General features: G+C 74.9%; 15 protein-coding genes. 5 read left to right on the top strand and 10 right to left on the bottom strand.

From position 1 onward, the window contains the following. The first annotated feature begins 268 nt into the window (after positions 1-268). Positions 269-1,489: an IS701 family transposase gene (locus ABFY03_RS13845; RefSeq protein ID WP_428838205.1), complete on the top strand. Its 1,221-nt coding sequence runs from the start codon at positions 269-271 to the stop codon at positions 1,487-1,489. An 18-nt stretch (positions 1,490-1,507) separates the two neighbouring features. Here the strand turns inward: ABFY03_RS13845 and ABFY03_RS13850 are convergent, their stop codons facing one another. From ABFY03_RS13850 to ABFY03_RS13865, 4 genes are all read right to left on the bottom strand, one after another. After that, positions 1,508-3,547 carry a helix-turn-helix domain-containing protein gene (locus ABFY03_RS13850; RefSeq protein ID WP_319011429.1) on the bottom strand — a complete coding sequence of 680 codons (2,040 nt, stop codon included), beginning with the start codon at positions 3,545-3,547 and terminating at the stop codon, positions 1,508-1,510. Between the two features lie 157 nt (positions 3,548-3,704). Further along, on the bottom strand, positions 3,705-4,736 hold the full coding sequence (locus ABFY03_RS13855) for an AfsR/SARP family transcriptional regulator (protein WP_346170020.1): 1,032 nt from the start codon (positions 4,734-4,736) through the stop codon (positions 3,705-3,707). A gap of 326 nt (positions 4,737-5,062) precedes the next feature. Further along, on the bottom strand, positions 5,063-5,530 hold the full coding sequence (locus ABFY03_RS13860) for an anthrone oxygenase family protein (RefSeq protein WP_346170021.1): 468 nt from the start codon (positions 5,528-5,530) through the stop codon (positions 5,063-5,065). A gap of 85 nt (positions 5,531-5,615) precedes the next feature. Further along, positions 5,616-7,208: a vWA domain-containing protein gene (locus ABFY03_RS13865; RefSeq protein WP_346170022.1), complete on the bottom strand. Its 1,593-nt coding sequence runs from the start codon at positions 7,206-7,208 to the stop codon at positions 5,616-5,618. Between the two features lie 312 nt (positions 7,209-7,520). On the opposite strand from ABFY03_RS13865, the gene ABFY03_RS13870 reads away from it, so the two are divergent. Further along, positions 7,521-8,237, top strand: a complete 717-nt coding sequence (locus tag ABFY03_RS13870; RefSeq protein ID WP_319011425.1) for a helix-turn-helix domain-containing protein — start codon at positions 7,521-7,523, stop codon at positions 8,235-8,237. A gap of 21 nt (positions 8,238-8,258) precedes the next feature. Here the strand turns inward: ABFY03_RS13870 and ABFY03_RS13875 are convergent, their stop codons facing one another. Together ABFY03_RS13875 and ABFY03_RS13880 are read right to left on the bottom strand one after the other, a co-directional pair. Next, positions 8,259-9,140: an ABC transporter permease gene (locus ABFY03_RS13875; protein ID WP_346170023.1), complete on the bottom strand. Its 882-nt coding sequence runs from the start codon at positions 9,138-9,140 to the stop codon at positions 8,259-8,261. After that, positions 9,137-11,782 (bottom strand): alpha/beta fold hydrolase, encoded by a 2,646-nt coding sequence (locus ABFY03_RS13880; protein ID WP_319011423.1) that lies wholly within the window; start codon positions 11,780-11,782, stop codon positions 9,137-9,139. Before ABFY03_RS13880 ends, ABFY03_RS13875 begins: the two co-directional genes overlap by 4 nt. A 191-nt stretch (positions 11,783-11,973) precedes the next feature. Between ABFY03_RS13880 and ABFY03_RS13885 the strand changes: the two genes are divergently transcribed. Further along, a complete protein-coding gene (locus ABFY03_RS13885; RefSeq protein ID WP_319011422.1) occupies positions 11,974-12,150 on the top strand; it encodes a hypothetical protein in 177 nt (58 codons plus the stop codon). A gap of 67 nt (positions 12,151-12,217) precedes the next feature. Here the strand turns inward: ABFY03_RS13885 and mmsA are convergent, their stop codons facing one another. The 4 genes from mmsA to iolC form a co-directional block, all read right to left on the bottom strand. Next, positions 12,218-13,720, bottom strand: coding sequence for a CoA-acylating methylmalonate-semialdehyde dehydrogenase (gene mmsA / locus ABFY03_RS13890; RefSeq protein WP_319011421.1), 1,503 nt, complete (start codon positions 13,718-13,720; stop codon positions 12,218-12,220). A gap of 23 nt (positions 13,721-13,743) precedes the next feature. Continuing rightward, complete coding sequence (iolD, locus tag ABFY03_RS13895; RefSeq protein ID WP_346170024.1) at positions 13,744-15,606, bottom strand: 3D-(3,5/4)-trihydroxycyclohexane-1,2-dione acylhydrolase (decyclizing); 1,863 nt, start codon at positions 15,604-15,606, stop codon at positions 13,744-13,746. Further along, positions 15,603-16,418, bottom strand: coding sequence for a 5-deoxy-glucuronate isomerase (iolB, locus tag ABFY03_RS13900; RefSeq protein ID WP_319011419.1), 816 nt, complete (start codon positions 16,416-16,418; stop codon positions 15,603-15,605). Before iolB ends, iolD begins: the two co-directional genes overlap by 4 nt. A 70-nt stretch (positions 16,419-16,488) precedes the next feature. Next, positions 16,489-17,478, bottom strand: a complete 990-nt coding sequence (iolC, locus tag ABFY03_RS13905) for a 5-dehydro-2-deoxygluconokinase (protein WP_319011441.1) — start codon at positions 17,476-17,478, stop codon at positions 16,489-16,491. A 179-nt stretch (positions 17,479-17,657) separates the two neighbouring features. On the opposite strand from iolC, the gene ABFY03_RS13910 reads away from it, so the two are divergent. Both ABFY03_RS13910 and ABFY03_RS13915 read left to right on the top strand, forming a co-directional pair. Continuing rightward, complete coding sequence (locus ABFY03_RS13910; RefSeq protein WP_319011418.1) at positions 17,658-18,572, top strand: sugar phosphate isomerase/epimerase family protein; 915 nt, start codon at positions 17,658-17,660, stop codon at positions 18,570-18,572. Positions 18,573-18,847: 275 nt separating this feature from the next. Continuing rightward, positions 18,848-19,045 (top strand): helix-turn-helix transcriptional regulator, encoded by a 198-nt coding sequence (locus ABFY03_RS13915; RefSeq protein WP_189945676.1) that lies wholly within the window; start codon positions 18,848-18,850, stop codon positions 19,043-19,045. Positions 19,046-19,111: the final 66 nt, after the last annotated feature.

A 19,111-nucleotide genomic window follows, 5' to 3' on the forward strand; every position in this document is an offset into this window, starting at 1 on the left:
GAGGTGAACGGGCCCCTCCGGGGGCCGTTCACACGTCCTTGACGGCCCCGCCGGAGGGGGTGGAACCGCAGGTCAGGGGCGGGACGGTGGTCCGGCCACCATCCGGCGGCCGAATCGGGTGCCGGGTCCACCTCGTCGGGGAGGGGGAGCCCGGGCGACGGTGGTGGAGCAGCGGGAGGCAGCTGCGCACCCTTCGGACAGGACGGGCAGGAGTGTCGTGAGTACATCCGTCGCCATCAAGTACGGGACCGCCGCCGCGGCCGCGCCGCTGACCGTGCCGCGGCCCCGGGTCCGCGCCGTCCCCCGGGCCGTCGCCCCCCGTCCCGGCGAGGACGTCTTCACCGAGCTGTCCACCGCGCTCTTCTCCGGCTTCGCCCGCCGCGACCAGCGGCTGAAGGCGGAGCAGTACCTGCACGGCCTGCTCACCGCGCAGGGCCGGAAGTCGATCCGGAACATCGCCGCGCAGATCGGCGGCCCGGCCGCCGAGCAGAGCCTGCACCACTTCATCTCCAGCTCCACCTGGGACTGGCAGCCGATGCGCGCCTCCCTCGGGCGGTTCCTGGAGCGTGCCGCGCACCCGCAGGCGTGGGTGGTGCGGCCGATGCCGATCCCGAAGGCCGGCGAGCACTCGGTGGGCGTGGACCGGCGCTTCGACCCGGAGCGCGGCCAGGTCTTCCAGGGCCAGCAGGCGTTCGGCGTGTGGTTCGCCGGCGAGGAGCTGAGCGCGCCGGTCAACTGGCGGCTGTTCCTGCCGGACCCGTGGGTGAAGGACCGGACGCGCCGTGACCGCGCGGAGGTGCCGGACGAGGCGGGCGAGGAGACGCTGGAGGAGTGCGCGGTCGCCGCCGCCCTCGACACCGCCCGCTGGACCGACATCACCCGCAAGCCGGTGCTGCTCGACATCCGGGGCGGCGCGGGCCGGTCGGCGCTGACCCGGCTGGCGGCCGCCGGGGTGCCGGTGGTGGCGCGGATCGGGGCCGGTTCGCGGCTGGCGATCGCGGACCGCTCGCTGCCCGGTTTCGGCGCGGGCCCGCTCCCGGCGGCCCAGATACTGGAGTCCCTGAAGGGGCTGCGCAGGCCGGTGAGCTGGGTGGACACGGTCGGCGGCGCGCGGACCTCGCGCACCTCGCTGGCCACCGCCGTCCGGGTCGCGCTGCCGTCCCCCGGCGGGGAGCGGATGCGGCCGCTGATGCTGCTCGGCGAGTGGGACGACCCGCGCCGGGGTCCGGCCCGGGTGTGGATCAGCGACCTCACGCAGGCGACGGTCGGTTCGCTGCTGCGGCTGACGAAGCTGACGCAGCGGGTGGACCGGGACTTCGCCGCGGTCGGCGAGGAGGCGGGGCTGCGGGACTTCGTGGGCCGCTCGTACCGGGGCTGGCACCGGCACATCACGCTGGCCTCGGCCGCGCACACGGCGACGGTGCTCGGGTCGGCGTGGGAGGCGGGGGGGTACGGCTCGGGCTACGTCACCCGCCGCGCGGCCGGCTGACGCCCCGTCGGGCGCGGGTCAGTCGGCCGGGCGGGCCGGGGCCGTGGCGGCCCTGCGGCGGGCCAGCACCTCGCGGGTGCGCTGGAGCCGCAGGGCGAGCTGGACCTCCAGAACCTGGCCGGGCTTCTGCCAGCCGGGGCCGAGGAGTTCACCGATCCGCTCCAGCCGCCGGGAGACCGTGTTGGGGTGGACGTGCAGCGCCTCGGCCGCGTTGGTGGGGCTGGAGCCGGAGGCGAAGTACGCCTCCAGGGTGCGGGTGAGGTCGGTGAGCCGCTCGGCGTCGTAGTCGAGGACGGGCCCGATCGCGTTCTCCACGAAGCCGTCCACGTCGTGGTCGTCGGAGAGCAGCATGCCGAGGAAGCCGAGGTCGGTGACGGCCGCGGCGGAGCCCGTACCGCCGAGGGCGCTCATCGCGTCCAGGCAGCGCAGCGCCTCCGCGTACAGCGGTCCGACGGCGTCGGGGCTGCCGCCGGGTCCCGCGGCGGCGACCGAGACGGGGTGGCCGAGGAGCGGGGTGAGCTCCTCGGAGACGGCCGCCGCGGCGGCGGAGGCGTCCACGCCGGGGAGCAGCAGCACGATGCAGCCGCCCTGCACGGTCTTGAGGCCGGCGAGCCGGTACGCGTACGAGGACGCCCAGACGACCGCCCGGCCCTGTTCGCCGCCCTCCGGCCGGGCGACCACGAGGACGTGCGGTCTGCGCAGGTCCACGCCGAGGCGGCGGGCGCGCCGGGCGCTCTGCTGCGGGGCGTGCGGCGGGTCGGCGATGAGGTCGTCGAGGAGTTCGTCGCGGACGGGGCCCTCGGCGACGGCGCTGGAGCGCTGCATGAGGAGGAGCAGGGCGACGGACTGGGCGACGAGTTCGAGGAGCCGTTCGTCCTCCTCGGTGAGGCCGCCCTCGGCACGGACCACCAGGCCGCCGAGGTCCTCGGAGCCGGCGATGACGGGGGCGACCCAGACGGAGTCGGCGGCGAGGACCGGCCGGCGCAGCGCGTGGGCGTCGAGGGACGCCTTGGCGACGGCGTCCTCGTCGAGGCCGGGGAAGTCGCCGCTGGCGGCGAGCCGGCGGCCGCCGGGGTCGCAGACCATCACGGTGGCGTCGAGCGCGTCGCCCGCGGCCTTGGCGACGTGCGGGAGGTCGCCGCCGGCGAGGACCAGGTTCATGATCCGGCCGTGGGCCTCGCTGACGTGCCGCATCCGGGTGAGGCTGGTGCGCACGCGGGCGCTGTCCCGTTCCAGTTCGGTGAGTTCGGCGCGGGTGCGGTCGAGGAGTCCGGCCTTCTCCACGGCGAGGGCGGCCAGGTCGGCGAGGGCGCCGAGCAGCGCGATCTCCTGCGGGGTGTGCTCGCGGACCCGGCGGTCGGCGCCGAAGAGGGCGCCGATGACGGAGTCGCCGCTGCGGAGCGGGACGGCGACGATGGCGCGCAGCCCTTCGGCGCGGACGGCCTCGTCGCCGGGGTCGACGACCTCGGCGTCGTCGAGGGCGGCGGCCGGGTCGGGTGCCTGGCCGCTGGTGAACCGCTCGTCGGCCGGGTAGTCGGGGGTCCAGACGGGTTCGCCGGAGCGCTGGACGACGCCGCCGAGGCAGTTGCCGGTGCCGATCCGCAGGCCGACGCTGAGTCCGGGCCCGTTGGCCTCGCCGGTGTCGCCGCCGGTGCGGGAGCCCTCGGTGACGCGGATGTAGCAGGCGCCCTGGGGGCCGCGCAGGGTCACGTACGCCATGTCGAGGCCGAGCAGGCGGCGGGCGCGGCGGGTGACGATCCGGAGGAGGCCGTCGAGGTCGTAGCTGAGCGTCAGGTCGCGCGCGGTGTCGGTGAGCGCGGCGAGGGAGGCGCCCCGCTGGTCGGCGCGGGCGCGGCCGACGGCGCGCTCGGTGTGGAGGGTGCGGGCGAGGGTGACGGCCCGCTCCAGCCGGGCGAGGCCGGCCCCGTCGAGCCCGGCGATGCGGGCCTCGTCGAGGAGCGCCTCGAACTGGCCGGGCAGGCCCTCTCCGGCGAGCAGCTCCAGGACGGCGAGCAGCGCGTCGGCGCCCGCGCCCCCGTCCACGCCGTACGTGTCCATGGCCCCCACCCCCGTCGTCAAGCTTAAATCGGGCACCTCGGAGGAAACCCGTCCTGGCGGCCGAAACTAATTCGGTCCCGGAAGTGGGTCAACGGTGACGTGCGGCACTTCGTTCCCCGCGGTCCCGATTCCCTCCGAGGACGGAGGCGACGCGCCGTCAGACGGCCACCGCCACGCCCTTGAGGGCGGTGTCGGCGCGGCCGCCCTGGGGCTGACCGGGGACGCGCGGGACGGCGGGGCCGTACCAGATGACCGGCGGCGTTCCCTCGCCGCGCGCGGCGGCCGTGACGGTGGTCACGGGCGCGGCGGCCACGGCGGCGGTGGTCGCGTACGCGGGGCCGAAGGCGGCGGCGGGGACCTCGGTGCGGGGGGTCGGGCCGCCGGCGCCCACGCGCGTGTGGCGGACGGCGAGGACCGAGTGCTGGAGGCGGCGGAGCCGCGCGGAGGGCTCCATGCCGGTCTCCCGGTGGAGGACCGAGCGCAGCCGCTCGTAGACGGCGAGGGCCTCCTCGTGGCGGCCGCAGCGGAGCAGGGCGACCATGAGGTGGGCCTGGAGCGGTTCGTTGGTGGCGTAGCGGGCGGCGAGTCCGGGGAGTTCGGAGAGGATCTCCTCGTGCCGGCCGAGGCCGAGCTGGGCCTCGACCCACTGGTCGAGGACGCTGAGGCGGGCCGTCTCCAGCCGTTCGATCTCGCGGCGGAGGCAGGGGCCCGCGGCCACGCCCGCGTAGGGGTCGCCGCGCCAGAGGGAGAGGGCCTCGCCGAGCCGCATCGAGGCGCGGGCCAGGTCCCCGGCGTCCATGGCGCGGTAGCCGGCGCCCGCCGCGCGCTCGAACTGCCCGATGTCGTGGGCGCCGACGCCGGTGTCGAGGCGGTAGCCGCCGGGGAGCGAGACCAGGACCGCGTCGGCGGTGCGCTCCTCGGTCCAGCCGGCCGGCGCGTCGCCGCCCTCGGACGCGTGCAGCGCGCGGGCGATGAGCGCGCGCAGCTCGGCTATGTGGGTGGCGAGTTCGGTACGCGCGCCGCGCGGGGCTCCGGACGGCCAGAGCTCCTCGGTGAGGACCGTGACGGGGACGACCTGCCCGGCGAAGGCGGTGAGCAGGGCGAGCACCTGGCGCGGCGCGGCGGCGGTCGGGGTGATCGACATTCCGCCCTCACGGACCGACAGTCCCCCCAGGATGTGGACGTCCACTTTGCCCCCTCGGTGTCTGCGCACGCGGATCCTCGGGTTGATTAAAAAAAGACCCCCCGGGTCATGTCAATAAGAAACCGGAAGGTACGGAATCCGGGTCCCTGAAATCGGGGTGATTCACCCCCTTTGCCGGGATATAAGGACGCCGGGTTCGCGCCAGGGGCTGAAAGTAGATGTACGGCAAAGGCAGCTTTCGGACTCGGTAGTTTGGTTTTGAAGGGTCCCTGTGGATGCGTGGAAGGCGATCTTCGACGAGATCGCGCCAACCTGGAGGGCAAGCGGACCCGGCAGTCGGTTTCCCCCTGCCGGGCCGGTACGCACCGGGGTCAGCCGACGGCGGCGGCGGTGAGCAGGCCGAAGGCCACGACGATCAGCGCCGTGCGGATCCGGTGGTAGGCGTTCCAGCGCAGTTCGAAGGCGGCGCGGGACGCGGACGGGTCCTCGTCGGGCCCCTCGGCGGCGGCGAGCGCGTTGTTGAGGGGGACGTTGCCGACGACGGTGACCAGGTGGTTGAGGACCGCGCAGACGAAGCCGGCGAGCACCAGCCAGCGCTGCGCACCGGTCCGGTCGTCGGCCGGCACGAGATAGGCGGCGAGGGGCAGCGCCGCGACCCCGGCGAAGACGGTGAGGAAGACCGCCCTGGGCACCGCCTCGTTCACCCGGCGCATCGCGGTGACGAACGCGGCGTCCGTGAGGCGGCCCAGGGCGGGCATGATCCCGGTCAGGAAGATGAGGAAGAACCCGGCGTAGAGGCCGGTGCTTCCGACGGCGAGGGCGAGCAGCAGGGTGGCCATGCGCTCATGATGCCGCCCCTCCGGCGGAGCCGCCCGTTCCCCAGGTGGCGGCCCGCGCCCGTGCGCGCACGGGCCGCCCGCGGGCTCAGGCGTACGGGTCGGAGGACTTGAACTCCCCTTTCTGTGCCGGACGTTCACCGATCAGCCGGTCGGCCTGCCGGACCGCTTCGGCCAGCTCTCCCACCACCGCCGAGCCCGACCGGCCCCGGATGGCGTCCGCGTGCGCGGCCAGTTCGCCGAGAAGCGGGGCGCCGGGCAGCGAGCCGCCGCGCAGCTGCTCGGCGAAGTAGGCCGAGATCGCGGAGAGCTGCAGGCTGTCGTGACCGGAGTCCCAGAGCCCGGCACGGAGCGCGGTGGCCTCGACGATGCCCGAACGCTCCTGCGGGGAGCGGGAGTCGGGGTCGAGCCAGCGGACGGTGGCGGTGGCGATCCGGCCGCTCGCGCCGGGCCGGGTCTTCACCACGTACAGGGCGGTGACGGTGTGCCCGGCGCCGACCTCGCCGCCGTCGGTCCGGTCGTTCCGGAAGTCCTCGTCGGCGACCTCGCGGTTCTCGTAGCCGATCAGCCGGAACCGCTCCACGGTCGCCCGGTCGAAGGCGACCTGCGCCTTGGCGTCCCGGGCGCGCAGTTCGACCTGGGCGGGGAGCTGGTCGACGAAGACCTTCCGGGCCTGCTCCTGGGTGGAGACGTACGCGGTCTGGCCGTCGCCCTCGTCGGCGAGCCGTTCCATCAGCGCGTCGCCGTAGTCGCTGCCGACACCCACCCCGAAGAGGGTGATGCCGTGCTCCCTGCGCTGCTCGTCGATGCGGGCGAGGAGAGCGTCGGCGGACGTCTCGCCGGAGTTGGCGAGGGCGTCGGAGAGCAGCACGACCCGGTTGGTGGCGCCCTCGCGGCGGCCCTCGGCGGCCACGTCGTAGCCGGTGCGCAGGCCCGCCTCCAGGTTGGTGGAGGACCGGACGGCGAGGGAGTCGACGGCCTCGCGGACGCGCTCGCGGCCCTCGCCGAGCCGGGTCATCGGCAGCACGGTCTCGGCCTCGTGGCTGAAGGCGACCACGGCGACCGAGTCGTCGTCGCGGAGCTCGTCGGCGGCGAGCCGCAGGGAGTGCTGGACGAGGTCGAGGCGGCCCGGCTCGCCCATCGAGCCGGAGACGTCGACGACGAAGGTGAGGGCGGCGGGCGGGCGTTCGCCGGCGCGGTCCGCGGCCCGGGTGGCGAGGCCGACCCGGACCAGCGACCAGCCCTCGGCGCCGGTGGCGGCGCCGTCGACGGTCACGCTGAAGCCGTCGTCGGCCGGGCGCGGGTAGTCGGGGCGGAAGCTGTTGACGAACTCCTCGGGCCGCACCGTGGACGGGTCGGGCAGCCGGCCGTCGGCGAGCATGCGGCGGGCGTAGCCGTACGAGGCGGTGTCGACGTCCAGGGCGAAGGTGGAGAGGTAGTCGGGGGCGGCGCCGGGCGCCCGCTGCTCGCCCTCGGGCCGGTCGGTGGCGCTCCCCTCGGAGGGGGCGGAGGGGGCGGCGGCCGAGGGGGCGGGCGCGGCGGTGCGGCCGCCGTCGGGGGCGGCCTTCCGGTGGTCGCCGCTCGCCTCGTCCGCCCCGCCTGCGCCGGCGCAGCCGCCGAGGAGCAGCCCGGCGGCGAGCGCCGCGGCGAGGACGCCGGTTCTCCTGTGAGCACGGTTCATGGACAACTCCCCGTTTCGGTGAGGACCTTGCGCCGGGCACGGAAACCCGCCGGGAGCGGCGGGAGCCGCGCCCGGCTCCTGCGACTGTGACGAACGGGGGGCGCGCGCGGACCCCGCGAAGGGGTTGCGGATGGATCTCGATGTGGCAACGACCGGCGGATCGGGAAGGGATGGGCGACGGGCCGGGAGCGAAGAGTGAGCCGGATCGGGGGGTGATGGCATGGAGACGCCAGGTTTGTCCACAGGGCTTGTCACCGTGCGGAGTCGCATGCGTACATGGAGTGGACATCGATCGGGCGGGGGTGGTCAGCGGTGGCAGAGAGCGCGGGCTCCGTGGTGCTCGCCCGTTCGGCGATGAACCGGGCCGCGACCGAGGGACAGCGGCCCGCGGGGCGCCCGGTCCGGGGAGCGCGGCGGATCAGCGCGGCGCTCGCCGGGCTGGCCGCCTCGACCCGGCACGAGCTGCTGACCTTCGACGATCCGGTGGCCTCGGCGGACCGTGCGATCCCCGAGCCGTTCCTGGAGCTGGCGGGAGCGTGCATGCGCGCGGCGGCGGAGCGGGCCGGGGAGGTGCGGCGGATCGTGCCGCGGCACGCGCTGCCCCGGCTGGGGGACGGGCCGTGGATACCGGGGCGGGCGCGGTTCGCCGACGCCATCCCGTTCAAGCTGATCGTGGTGGACCGGACGGTCGCGGCGGTCCCGCTCGACCTCGAGCTGCTCTACAACGGGCTGCTGCTGATCCGGGACCCGGTGGTGGTGCAGGCCCTGGTGCGGGCCCATCAGGCCTGCTGGACGGTGGCCGAGGAGCTGAGCCACATCCCGCCGCCGCGGCCTTCGGGCGGGCCGCCGGAACAACTGCGGCCGGTCCTGGAGGCGCTCCTCTCGGGGCTGACGGACGAGACGGCCGCGGCCCGGCTCGGCATGTCGGCGCGGACGTACAGCCGGCGGGTGGGCGAGCTGATGGCGGCCCTGGGGACGACGAGCCGCTTCCGCGCGGGCGCGGAAGCGGCTCGGAGGGGGTGGTTGTGAGACCACCGGCCGGGTCCGGTCTCAGGACACGATGTCCTTGCGGGCGAAGCCGCGGAAGGCGAGCGCGAAGAGGACCAGGGCGTAGGTGACGGAGATCGCCGCGCCCTGCGCCATCCCGCCCCACTCCAGCCGGGGCTGGAGGGCGTCGATCCAGGCGAACTGCCAGTGCGCGGGCAGGAAGTCGCGCCAGTCGCCCAGTGCCGTGATCGCGTCCAGGACGTTGCCGACGATGGTCAGGCCGACGGCACCGCCGACCGCGCCGAGCGGGGCGTCGGTGCGGGTCGAGAGCCAGAAGGCAAGCCCCGCGGTGACCAGTTGGGAGACCAGGACGAAGGAGGTGGCGATGAGCAGCCGGACGACGGAATCCCCCGCCGGGAGCGAGCCGCCGGTGGGCAGCTGGAGCGGGCCCCAGCCGTAGGCGACCGTCCCGACGGCGAGGGCCAGCAGCGGGAGGAGGAAGAGCGCCGCGGTGCTGTAGCCGAGCGCGACCGTCAGCTTGGCGGCGAGCAGCCGGGAGCGCGGCACGGGAGCGGCCAGCAGATAGCGGAGCGAGGACCAGCCGGCCTCGGAGGCGACGGTGTCGCCGCAGAAGAGCGCCACGGGGATGACGAGGAGGAAACCGGCCGAGACGAAGAGGCAGGTCGCCGCGAAGTTGGCGCCCGAGGCGGTCGCCGTGTCGATCAGGGTGATCCGGCCGCCGCGGTCGTCGGCGTCGGGGCCGCCGATGGCGAAGGCGACGATCAGGACGAAGGGCAGGGCGGCGATCACCCCGGCCATCACCAGGGTGCGGCGGCGCTTCCACTGGCGCAGCGCCTCGACCCGCAGCGGCAGGGTGCGCCCGGGCCGGTAGCCGGGGGCGAGGGCCTCGGGGCCGGGGCCGGGGCCGGTGGCCGTCGCGGTCATGCGGAACCTCCGATCAGGGTGAGGAACGCGTCCTCCAGGCGGCGGTGCGGGCCGACGCCGGTCAGCGGGACGTCCAGCCGGACGAGTTCGCCGATCAGCGCGGTCGTGTCGGCGGCGGCGCCGTCGGGGGCGTCGAGGCGGACCAGGAGGCCGTCGTCGGCGCGGACCGCCGAGCCGACGCCGGGCAGGGCGGCGATCTTCTCGACGAGCGCGTCGGGGACGGGGGCGCCCAGGGAGACGAGGAGGGAGTCGCCGGCGCCGGTGATCTCGGCGACCGGGCCGGCCTGGACGAGCTGTCCGCGGTCCATGACGACCAGGTGGGTGCAGGACTGCTCGACCTCCGCGAGGAGGTGGCTGGAGACGATGACGGTACGGCCGCCGGCGGCGTACCGGATCATCACCTCCCGCATCTCGCGGATCTGCGGCGGGTCGAGGCCGTTGGTGGGCTCGTCGAGGATGAGGAGGTCGGGCAGGCCGAGCATGGCCTGGGCGATGGCGAGGCGCTGCCGCATGCCCTGCGAGTAGGTGCGGACGGCCCGTTCGAGGGCGCCGCCGAGGTTGGCGATGCGCAGGGCCTCGTCCAGGTGGGCGTCCTCGGCGGGGCGGCCGGTGGCCTTCCAGTACAGCTCCAGGTTCTCCCGGCCGGTGAGGTGCGGCAGGAAGCCGGCGCCCTCGACGAAGGAGCCGACCCGGGAGAGGACCGGGGCGCCGGGGCGGATCGCCTGGCCGAAGACGCGGATCTCGCCCTCGTCGGGGGTGATCAGGCCCATCAGCATGCGCAGGGTGGTGGTCTTCCCCGCCCCGTTGGGGCCGAGGAGGCCGAGGACCTGGCCCTGTTCGACCCGGAAGGAGAGTTCGCGGACCGAGTACCGCTCGCCGCCCTTGTACTTCTTCGACAGGCCGGTGATCTGGAGGGGCACGGAGGCCAGTGCCGGGTCCGGGGCCGGGGTCGCCGTGCGGCGGCGGGCGGTCAGCAGGAGCGCCGCGGCGACGGCGAGGCCGGCGAGCGGCAGGCCCCACACCCACCACGGCAGGGCGGCGGCCTGGGTGGTGACGGCGGGGGCGGTGGGCACCGTGAGGGGGCCCTCGACGGCGACGGTGTAGCCGGCGGTGGTGACCGGGGAGGCGTAGCCGAGGTCGGTGGCCGAGACGACCAGGCGCAGCCGGTGGCCGGCCTCCACCTCGTGGTCGATCGCGGGCAGGGTGAGGGTGACCGGCCGGCCCTGGGCGGCGTCCTCGACCCGGACCGGGGCGACGAGCTGCGCGGGCAGCACCTGCTGACGTCCGTCGGGCCCGACGTCGTACACCTTGGCGAAGAGGACGGCGGAGCCGTCGGCGGCCGTGGAGGTGACCTTGACGCGGACGGTCGGGGTGCCGGTGACGCGGAGCGGCTCGGTCTGCGGGGCCGCGTCGAAGCGGGCGTGCTGGCCGGGGAAGTCGAGGGCGATGCCGACGCCGAGGGAGGAGGAGAGGCCGGAGAGGCCGCCGCCGAGGCCGGGGACGGCGGAGACGGCGGGCGGGGCCGCGCCGGCCGGGTTGGTGAAGCGCTGCGGCGGTCCGGCCAGGGTGAGTGCGCGGGTGCCGGCGGTCAGGCCCGGGTAGCGGTCGGCGGTGGCGGCGCGGAGGGTGGCGCGGCCGTCGGTGGAGTCGACGCCGCCGGTGCGGCTGACCCGGAAGGCGGGGCCGGTGTCGACGGAGGCGTCCCGCTTCAGCCAGCGGTCGAACCAGGCGCCGACGCGGTCCTCGACCCGGCCGGTCTCGCGGTCGCCGCCGTCGTGGCCGCCCGCGGCCCAGTCGACGGCGACGGGGGCGCCGTTGGCGGCGACGGCGCGGGCCATGGCGTCGGACTGGTCGAGGGTGAAGAGGGAGTCGGTCTGGCCCTGGACGATGAGGGTGGGGACCTTGATGCGGTCGCCGACGGCGGAGGGGCTGCGGGCCTCCAGGAGGGCGCGGGCGGCGGCGTCCGGCCGGCCGGAGACGGCGACGCGCTCCCTCAGGGCGCAGATCTCGGGGGCGAAGCGGCCGCAGGCGTCGCTCCCGGGGCCGGTGCCCATCGAGAAGAGGATCCCGGACCACAGCTTCTTGTAGACGCCCTGGGGGAAGAGGGCGTCGGCCAGGTTCCAGTAGGTGATCTCGGGGGCGATCGCGTCGACGCGGGGGTCGTGGCCGGCCGCGAGGAGGGAGACGGCACCGCCGTAGGAGGCGCCGGAGACGCCGACGCGCGGGTCGCCGGGCTTGTCGAGGAGGACCTCGGGGCGGGCGGCGAGCCAGTCGACGAGCTTCCGGACGTCCCGGACCTCGTGCTCGGGGTCGTTGAGGCCGATCTTCCCGCCGGAGGCGCCGAAGCCGCGGGCGGACCAGGTGAGGACCGCGTAGCCGTCGCGGGCGAGCCGTTCGGCCTGCGGGCGGACGTCGTCCTTGGAGCCGCCGAAGCCGTGGGCGAGCAGCACGGCGGGGCGGCGGCCGGTGCCGGCGCCGGTGAAGTACGAGGTGTCGATCCGCACCCCGTCGAGATCGAGGGCCCGGTCCTCGCGCTGCACGGGCGGTGGTTCGTCCAGGGCGACGGCGGTCCAGGTGCCGGCGCCCGCGAGGACGGTGAGGACGGCGGTCACCGCGGCCCACCGGGGAAGTCGGAGTCGCATACCCCCGAGCCTAGGCGGGCCGCCTGTGCACGGGCGGCCTCCTGGAGTCGTACGCCGTACGGTCCGCGTACAGCGGTCGCGGTACGCCCGGGACGGCCGAACGGCTCCACTCGATCGCGCCTCCCGGCGTGCGGCGGGCCGGAAGGTGCCGAAGAGTCGTGGCGAGTCAACCCCCACTCGAAGGAGAGAACATGCTTCGGCGCATCTCGATCGCTCTGGCCGGTCTGCTCGCGGTCGGCTTCATCGCCGCCTCCCCCGCCGCCGCGCACGCCGGTGACGTGGACGGCTGCTGGTTCAGCGCGGTCGAAGCCTCGGCGGGCAGTGTCCACGTGTCGGACTTCGAGGCCACCTGCTGGCACGTGGGCTGATCCCGGCACGTTCGACGGCCCCCGGTGCGGAGTGCGCACCGGGGGCCGTCGTACGACCTGTGAGGGGTCAGTGGTTGCGGGGGAAGCCCAGGTCCACGCCGGCGGGGGCGTCGGCCGGGTCGGGCCAGCGGGTGGTGACGACCTTGCCGCGGGTGTAGAAGTGCACGCCGTCGTTGCCGTAGATGTGGTGGTCCCCGAAGAGCGAGTCCTTCCAGCCGCCGAAGGAGTGGTAGCCCACCGGCACCGGGATCGGCACGTTGACGCCGACCATGCCGGCCTCGACCTCCAGCTGGAAGCGGCGGGCGGCGCCGCCGTCGCGGGTGAAGATCGCGGTGCCGTTGCCGAACTTCGAGGCATTGATGAGGGCGAGGCCCTCCTCGTACGTCTCGGCGCGCAGCACGCAGAGGACCGGGCCGAAGATCTCGTCCTGGTAGGCCTTGGCGGTGGTGGGCACGTGGTCGAGGAGGGAGAGGCCGATCCAGTGGCCGTTCTCGTGGCCCTCGACGGTGTACCCGGTGCCGTCGAGGACGACCGTGCAGCCCTCGGCCTCGGCGCCGGTGACGTAGGAGGCGACCTTGTCGCGGTGGGCGGCCGTGATGAGCGGGCCCATCTCGGAGGTCGGGTCGGTGCCGGGGCCGATCTTGATCTTCTCGGCGCGCTCGCGGATCTTCTCGACCAGCTCGTCGCCGATGGCGCCGACGGCGACGACGGCGGAGATGGCCATGCAGCGCTCGCCGGCGGAGCCGTAGGCGGCGGAGACGGCGGCGTCGGCGGCGGCGTCGAGGTCGGCGTCCGGGAGGACCAGCATGTGGTTCTTGGCGCCGCCGAGCGCCTGGACGCGCTTGCCGTTCGCGGAGGCGGTGGTGTGGATGTGCCGGGCGATCGGGGTCGAGCCGACGAAGGAGATCGCGGCGACGTCCGGGTGCTCCAGGAGGCGGTCGACGGCGACCTTGTCACCGTGCAGGACGTTGAAGACGCCGTCCGGCAGGCCGGCCTCGGCGAGCAGCTCGGCGATCTTCAGGGACGGCGAGGGGTCCTTCTCGCTCGGCTTGAGGACGAAGGTGTTGCCGGTCGCGATGGCGATCGGGAACATCCACATCGGCACCATGGCCGGGAAGTTGAAGGGCGTGATGCCGGCGACGACGCCGACGGGCTGGCGGATCGAGGCGACGTCGACCCGGTTGGAGACCTGGGTGGACAGCTCGCCCTTGAGCTGGGTGGTGATGCCGCAGGCCAGGTCGACGATCTCCAGGCCGCGGGCGACCTCGCCGAGGGCGTCGGAGTGGACCTTGCCGTGCTCGGCGACGATCAGCTCGGCGATCGCGTCGCGGTTGGCGTCGAGCAGCGCGCGGAACGCGAAGAGGACGGTGGTGCGCTGGGCCAGCGAGGAGGTGCCCCAGGTGGCGAAGGCGTCCTTCGCGGCGGCGACGGCCGCGTCGACCTCCTCCACCGAGGCGAGGGCGACCTGGGTGGTGACGGCACCGGTGGCCGGGTCGGTGACCGGGCCCCAGTTGCCCGACGTGCCCTCGACGGTCTTGCCACCGATCCAGTGGTGGACGCTCTTCGTCATGACGTGTTACTCCTTCGGGGCCTTCAGAGATGGCGGCGTCGGGCGGTGACGTGCCGGTCGTACTCCTCGCGGGCCTTGACCGCCGACGGGCGGGTCGAGATCTCGGCCACGGGCACATCCCACCACGCCTGGGCCGGGGGCGGGCCCGACACACTGTCTGCCGTTTCGGTCTCGACGTAGACACATGTGGGATCCGTGGCGGCCCGGGCATCGGCGAGGGCTTCCCGCAGGTCACGGATGGTGCGGGGGCGCAGCACGCGCATCCCGAGGGAGGCCGCGTTGGCCCCGAGGTCGACGGGGAGCGGGGGGCCGGTGAAGCCTCCGTCGGCGGCCCGCCGCCGGTAGTCGGTGCCGTACCGCTCGGCGCCGACGGCCTCGGAGAGGCCGCCGATGGAGGCGTAGCCGTGGTTCTGGAGGATCACCAGCTTCAGCGGGAGGCGTTCCTGTACGGCGGTGACGATCTCGGTGGGATTCATCAGGTACGTGCCGTCGCCGACGAGTGCCCAGACGGGCCGGCCGGGGGCGGCGAGGAGGACGCCGATGGCGGCGGGGATCTCGTAGCCCATGCAGGAGTAGCCGTACTCGACGTGGTACTGGTCGCGGGAACGGGTCCGCCAGAGCTTGTGGAGGTCGCCGGGGAGCGAACCGGCGGCGTTGATCAGGATGTCGGTGGCGTCGACCAGGGTGTCGAGCACGCCGAGGACCTGGGTCTGGGTGGGGAGGGCGTCCTCGTCGGGGGCGGCGTAGGCGGCGGTGACGCGGGCCTCCCAGCGCAGCTTCTCCTCGGCGTACTCGTGGACGTAGGGGGCGGGCACGTGGTGCGGGTCGAGGAGCGCGTGGAGCTGTTCGAGCCCCTCGCGGGCGTCCGCGACGAGCGGCAGGGCGTTCTGTTTGTGCGCGTCGAAGGCGGCGGTGTTGAGGTTGACGAAGCGGGCGGAGGGGTGGCCGAAGAGGGTCCCGGAGGCGGTGGTGAAGTCGGTCCAGCGGGTGCCGACGCCGAGGACGACGTCGGCGGTGCGGGCCAGGTGGTCGGCGACGGCGGTGCCGGTGTGGCCGACGGCCCCGACGTCCTGGGGATGGCCGTGGGGCAGGGCGCCCTTGCCGGCCTGGGTGGCGGCGACGGGGATGCCGGTGAGCGAGGCGAGCTCGGCGAGGGCGTCCTCGGCGCCGCTGTGCCGGACGCCGCCGCCGGCGACGATCAGCGGGCGGGCGGCTCCGGCGATCGCGGCGGCGGCCGCGTCGAGTTCGGCCTCGTCGGGCGAGGTCCGGCGGATCCGCCAGGTCCGCTCGGCGAAGAACCGCTCGGGCCAGTCGTACGCCTCGGCCTGCACGTCCTGCGGGAGGGCGAGGGTGACGGCGCCGGTGGCGGCCGGGTCGGCGAGGACCCGCATGGCCTCCAGGGCGGCCGGGATCAGGGCCTCGGGGCGGACGATCCGGTCGAAGTAGCGGGAGACGGGCCGCAGGCAGTCGTTGACGGAGACGTCGCCGGCGTACGGCACCTGCAGCTGCTGGAGGACGGGGTCGGCGGGGCGGCCGGCGAAGGTGTCGCCGGGCAGGAGCAGGACCGGCAGGTGGTTGATGGTGGCGAGGGCGGCGCCGGTGACGAGGTTGGTGGCGCCGGGGCCGATGGAGGTGGTGACGGCGTGCGCGGAGAGCCGGTTCGACTGGCGGGCGTAGCCGACGGCGGCGTGCACCATGGCCTGTTCGTTGCGGCCCTGGTGGAAGGGCATGCCGTCTTCCTCGATCAGCGCCTGGCCGATCCCGGCGACGTTGCCGTGGCCGAAGATGCCCCAGGTGGCGGCGATCAGCCGGTGCCGTTCGCCGTCGCGCTCGGTGTACTGGGCGGCGAGGAAGCGGACGAGCGCCTGGGCCACGGTGAGCCTCATGCGTATCCCTCCGTGTGGTCCGGGTGGAAGCTGATCTTCCATGCCCGTTCGGGGCCGGGGCCCGCCATGACGTTGAGGTAGTAGAGGTCGTGGCCCGGCTGGGCGATCGAGGGGCCGTGCCAGCCGTCGGGGACCAGGACGGCGTCGCCGTGCCGGACCTCGGCGAGGAGGTCGGCACCGCCGGCCCGCGAGGGCGAGATCCGCTGGTAGGCGTAGCCGCGCGGGTCCGCGATCTCGTAGTAGTAGATCTCCTCCAGGACGGACTCGGTCCCGGGGCGGTGCTCGTCGTGCTTGTGCGGCGGGTACGAGGACCAGTGCCCACCGGGGGTGATCACCTCGACGGCGATCAGCCGGTCGCAGGGGAAGGCGTCGGCGGAGGCGAAGTTCCGTACCCGGCGGGCGCGGTCACCGCTCCCGCGGTCCTCCACGGGAACCTCCGGCGCGGGGCCGTAGCGGGCGGGGAGTCGTCGCTCGCAGTTCGCTCCTGCCAAAGCGAAGCGGCCTCCCGCGCCGGAGGCGATCTGGGCGTGGGCGTCGCGCGGTACGTAGACGAAGTCGGTCACGGAGGCGAACACGTCGGTGCGGCCCCCGAGTTCGAAGAGCTCCCCGTCGACGCGCACGGTACCGCTCCCGGCGAGGGGAAGCACCACCCATTCGGCATCCGCGCTGTCGAAGACGTGGCTCGCGCCGGGTGGCAGGTCGAGGACGCGGAGGGCGGAACGGCTCCACCCGGCCCTCCCGGGGTCGATGTCCAGGGCGTACGGCCCCCGCGCGGCGGTCCCGGCGGGGAGGTGGAGGCGGCGGCTGGTCACCGGCTGCGGTCCTTGGTGGTGGGGGGCGGAAGGGACGGGAGGGGCGGGGGCCGGCGGCGCCGGCCGGTGGTCACCGGGGGTCGTCCTCCGGCCGCCCCGGGAGGGTGCCCGAGCCGGCGGCGAGGGCGCGGTCGATCTCGGCGGCGTCGGGCATGGCGGAGGAGCAGGCCAGCCGGCCGGCGACGATCGAGCCGGCGGCGCCGGCACGGCGCAGGACGTCCTCCAGGGGGAGGCCGGCGAGGAGGCCGTGGACGAGGGCGCCGCCGAAGGCGTCCCCGGCGCCGAGGCCGTTGACGACGTCGACCGGCAGCGGCGGGACGACGGCGCGGCGCCCGTCGGCGGCGAGCGCGAGGACGCCCTCGGGGCCGCGTTTGACGACGGCGAGCGGGACGCCGGCGGGGTCGCCGGGGGTGCCGGGGGCGAGCAGGCGGAGCAGGGCGCGGGCGGCGGCCTCCGGGTCGCGTTCGCCGGTGGCGACCTCGCACTCCTCGGCGTTGCCGACGGCGACGGTGGCGTGCCGCAGGGCCTCGGCGTAGTGGGGGCGGGCGGTGGCCGGATCGGGCCAGAAGGCGGGCCGCCAGTCGAGGTCGAGGACGGTGGGGGCGCGGCGGGCGCGGGCCCGCAGGGCGGTGAGGGTGGCGGCGCGGCTGGGTTCCTCGCTGAGTCCGGTGCCTGTGGTCCACAGGACGCGGGCGGCGCGGATCGCGTCGAGGTCCAGCTCGTGCGGGTGGATCTCCAGGTCGGGGGCCTTGGGGCGGCGGTAGAAGGTGAGGGGGAAGTCGTCGGGCGGGAAGAGGGCGCAGAAGGTGACGGGGGTGGCGAGGCCGGGGACCTCGGTGACCCAGCGGCCGTCCACGCCGAACTCCTTGAGCTCGCGCCGGAGGAAGCCGCCGAAGGGGTCGGCGCCGGTGCGGCTGATCAGGGCGGTGCGGCGGCCGAGGCGGGCGGCGGCGACGGCCACGTTGGCCGGGGAGCCGCCGAGGAAGCGCCGGAAGGTCTCGACCCGGTCGAGTCCGACGCCGCTCTGGAGGGGGTAGAGGTCGACGCCGAGCCGCCCCATGGTGATCAGGTCGTACGGCTCCGACTCCACCCGTGCCACCTCTCGACTCCGGCGTCCTTTCCCAGGTCTAGCCCTCCGCCGGGAGGCGTGTCAACGATATGTCCGGACATTCGGACGGATGCCCCGCGGGTCCGGCGGGTGTCTTGACGCTGCTCCGGGGCGCGGTCAAGGTGGCTGGCATGACGAAGCCGTCACCGCCGTCGCCCGGCCGCATCCGGATCGGTTCCGCCCCGGACTCCTGGGGGGTGTGGTTCCCCGACGATCCCCGGCAGGTGCCGTGGCAGCGGTTCCTGGACGAGGTGGCGGGGGCCGGATACGAGTGGATCGAGCTGGGTCCGTACGGCTATCTGCCGACCGATCCGGCGCTGCTGGCCGAGGAGACCTCGCGGCGCGGGCTGCGGGTGTCGGCCGGCACGGTCTTCACCGGGCTGCACCACGGTCCGGCCGTGTGGGAGCGGACGTGGGCGCACGTCGCGGAGAACGCGGCCCTGGCGCAGGCCATGGGCGCCGGGCACCTGGTGGTGATCCCGTCCTTCTGGCGGGACGACAGGACCGGCGAGGTCCTGGAGGACCGGGTGCTGACGGCGGAGCAGTGGCGGGATCTCACCGCGCTGACGGAGCGCCTGGGCCGGGAGGTGCGGGAGCGGTACGGGCTGCGGATCGTGGTCCATCCGCACGCCGACACGCATCTCGACGACGAGGAGAGCGTGACCCGTTTCCTGGACGCGACCGATCCGGAGGCGGTGGCGCTCTGCCTGGACACCGGGCACTACGCGTACGCGGGCGGGGACAGCGTCAAGCTGATCGAGACCTACGGGGAGCGCGTCGGCTACCTGCATCTGAAGCAGGTGGATCCGGCGGTGCTGGCGGCGGTGCGGGACGAGGGCCTGCCGTTCGGCCCCGCGGTGGCGCGCGGGGTGATGTGCGAGCCGCCGGCGGGCGTGCCGGCCCTGGAGCCGGTGCTCGCGGCCGCGGCGGCGCTGGACGTGGAGCTCTTCGCGATCGTGGAGCAGGACATGTACCCGTGCGAGCCGGACGCGCCCTACCCGATCGCGCTGCGCACCCGCGACTACCTCCGGTCCTGCGGCCTGTAGGCGGACGGTCCGCCGCGGACCCCTGGAGCGCTCCGGCGCACGCGGGCGCGCCGTTGTGACCGTTCGTCACTTCTGTCACGGGGGTCGCGCCCCCGTCACGCATGTCGCGGTTACGCGGGCTTCACGTCACAGGCGTTCGACAGCCGCTCCCCGGCCGTCCGAGCGGGTCGTTCTCGGGGCACAGGCTCAGTGGTCACCGACGCCACCGCCCGCAGCGCCCCCGAACGGCACCCCCGCCACCGCTGCGTGGCACGGGGCGTGAGGGAGGTACAGGCATGACGGACAGAAGCCTCTGGTCGTACAAGGACATCGCCGCGCACATCCGGGTGCAGCCGGACACGGTGCGGTCCTACCGGAAACACGGGCTGCTGCCGCCGCCCGACCGCGTCGAGTCGGGCAAGCCCTTCTGGTACGCGGACACCGTCCGGGCCTGGGTCGCGAGCCGTCCCGGCAATCGGGCCCGCCGCGACTGACCCGCTCCGTCCGTCCCGTGCGCGGCGCCGTCCTCCGGTGGAGTCCGGGGGGGCGGCGCCGCGCCG

The sequence above is a fragment of the Streptomyces roseofulvus genome, from assembly GCF_039534915.1.
In the GTDB taxonomy this organism is placed as follows: domain Bacteria; phylum Actinomycetota; class Actinomycetes; order Streptomycetales; family Streptomycetaceae; genus Streptomyces; species Streptomyces roseofulvus.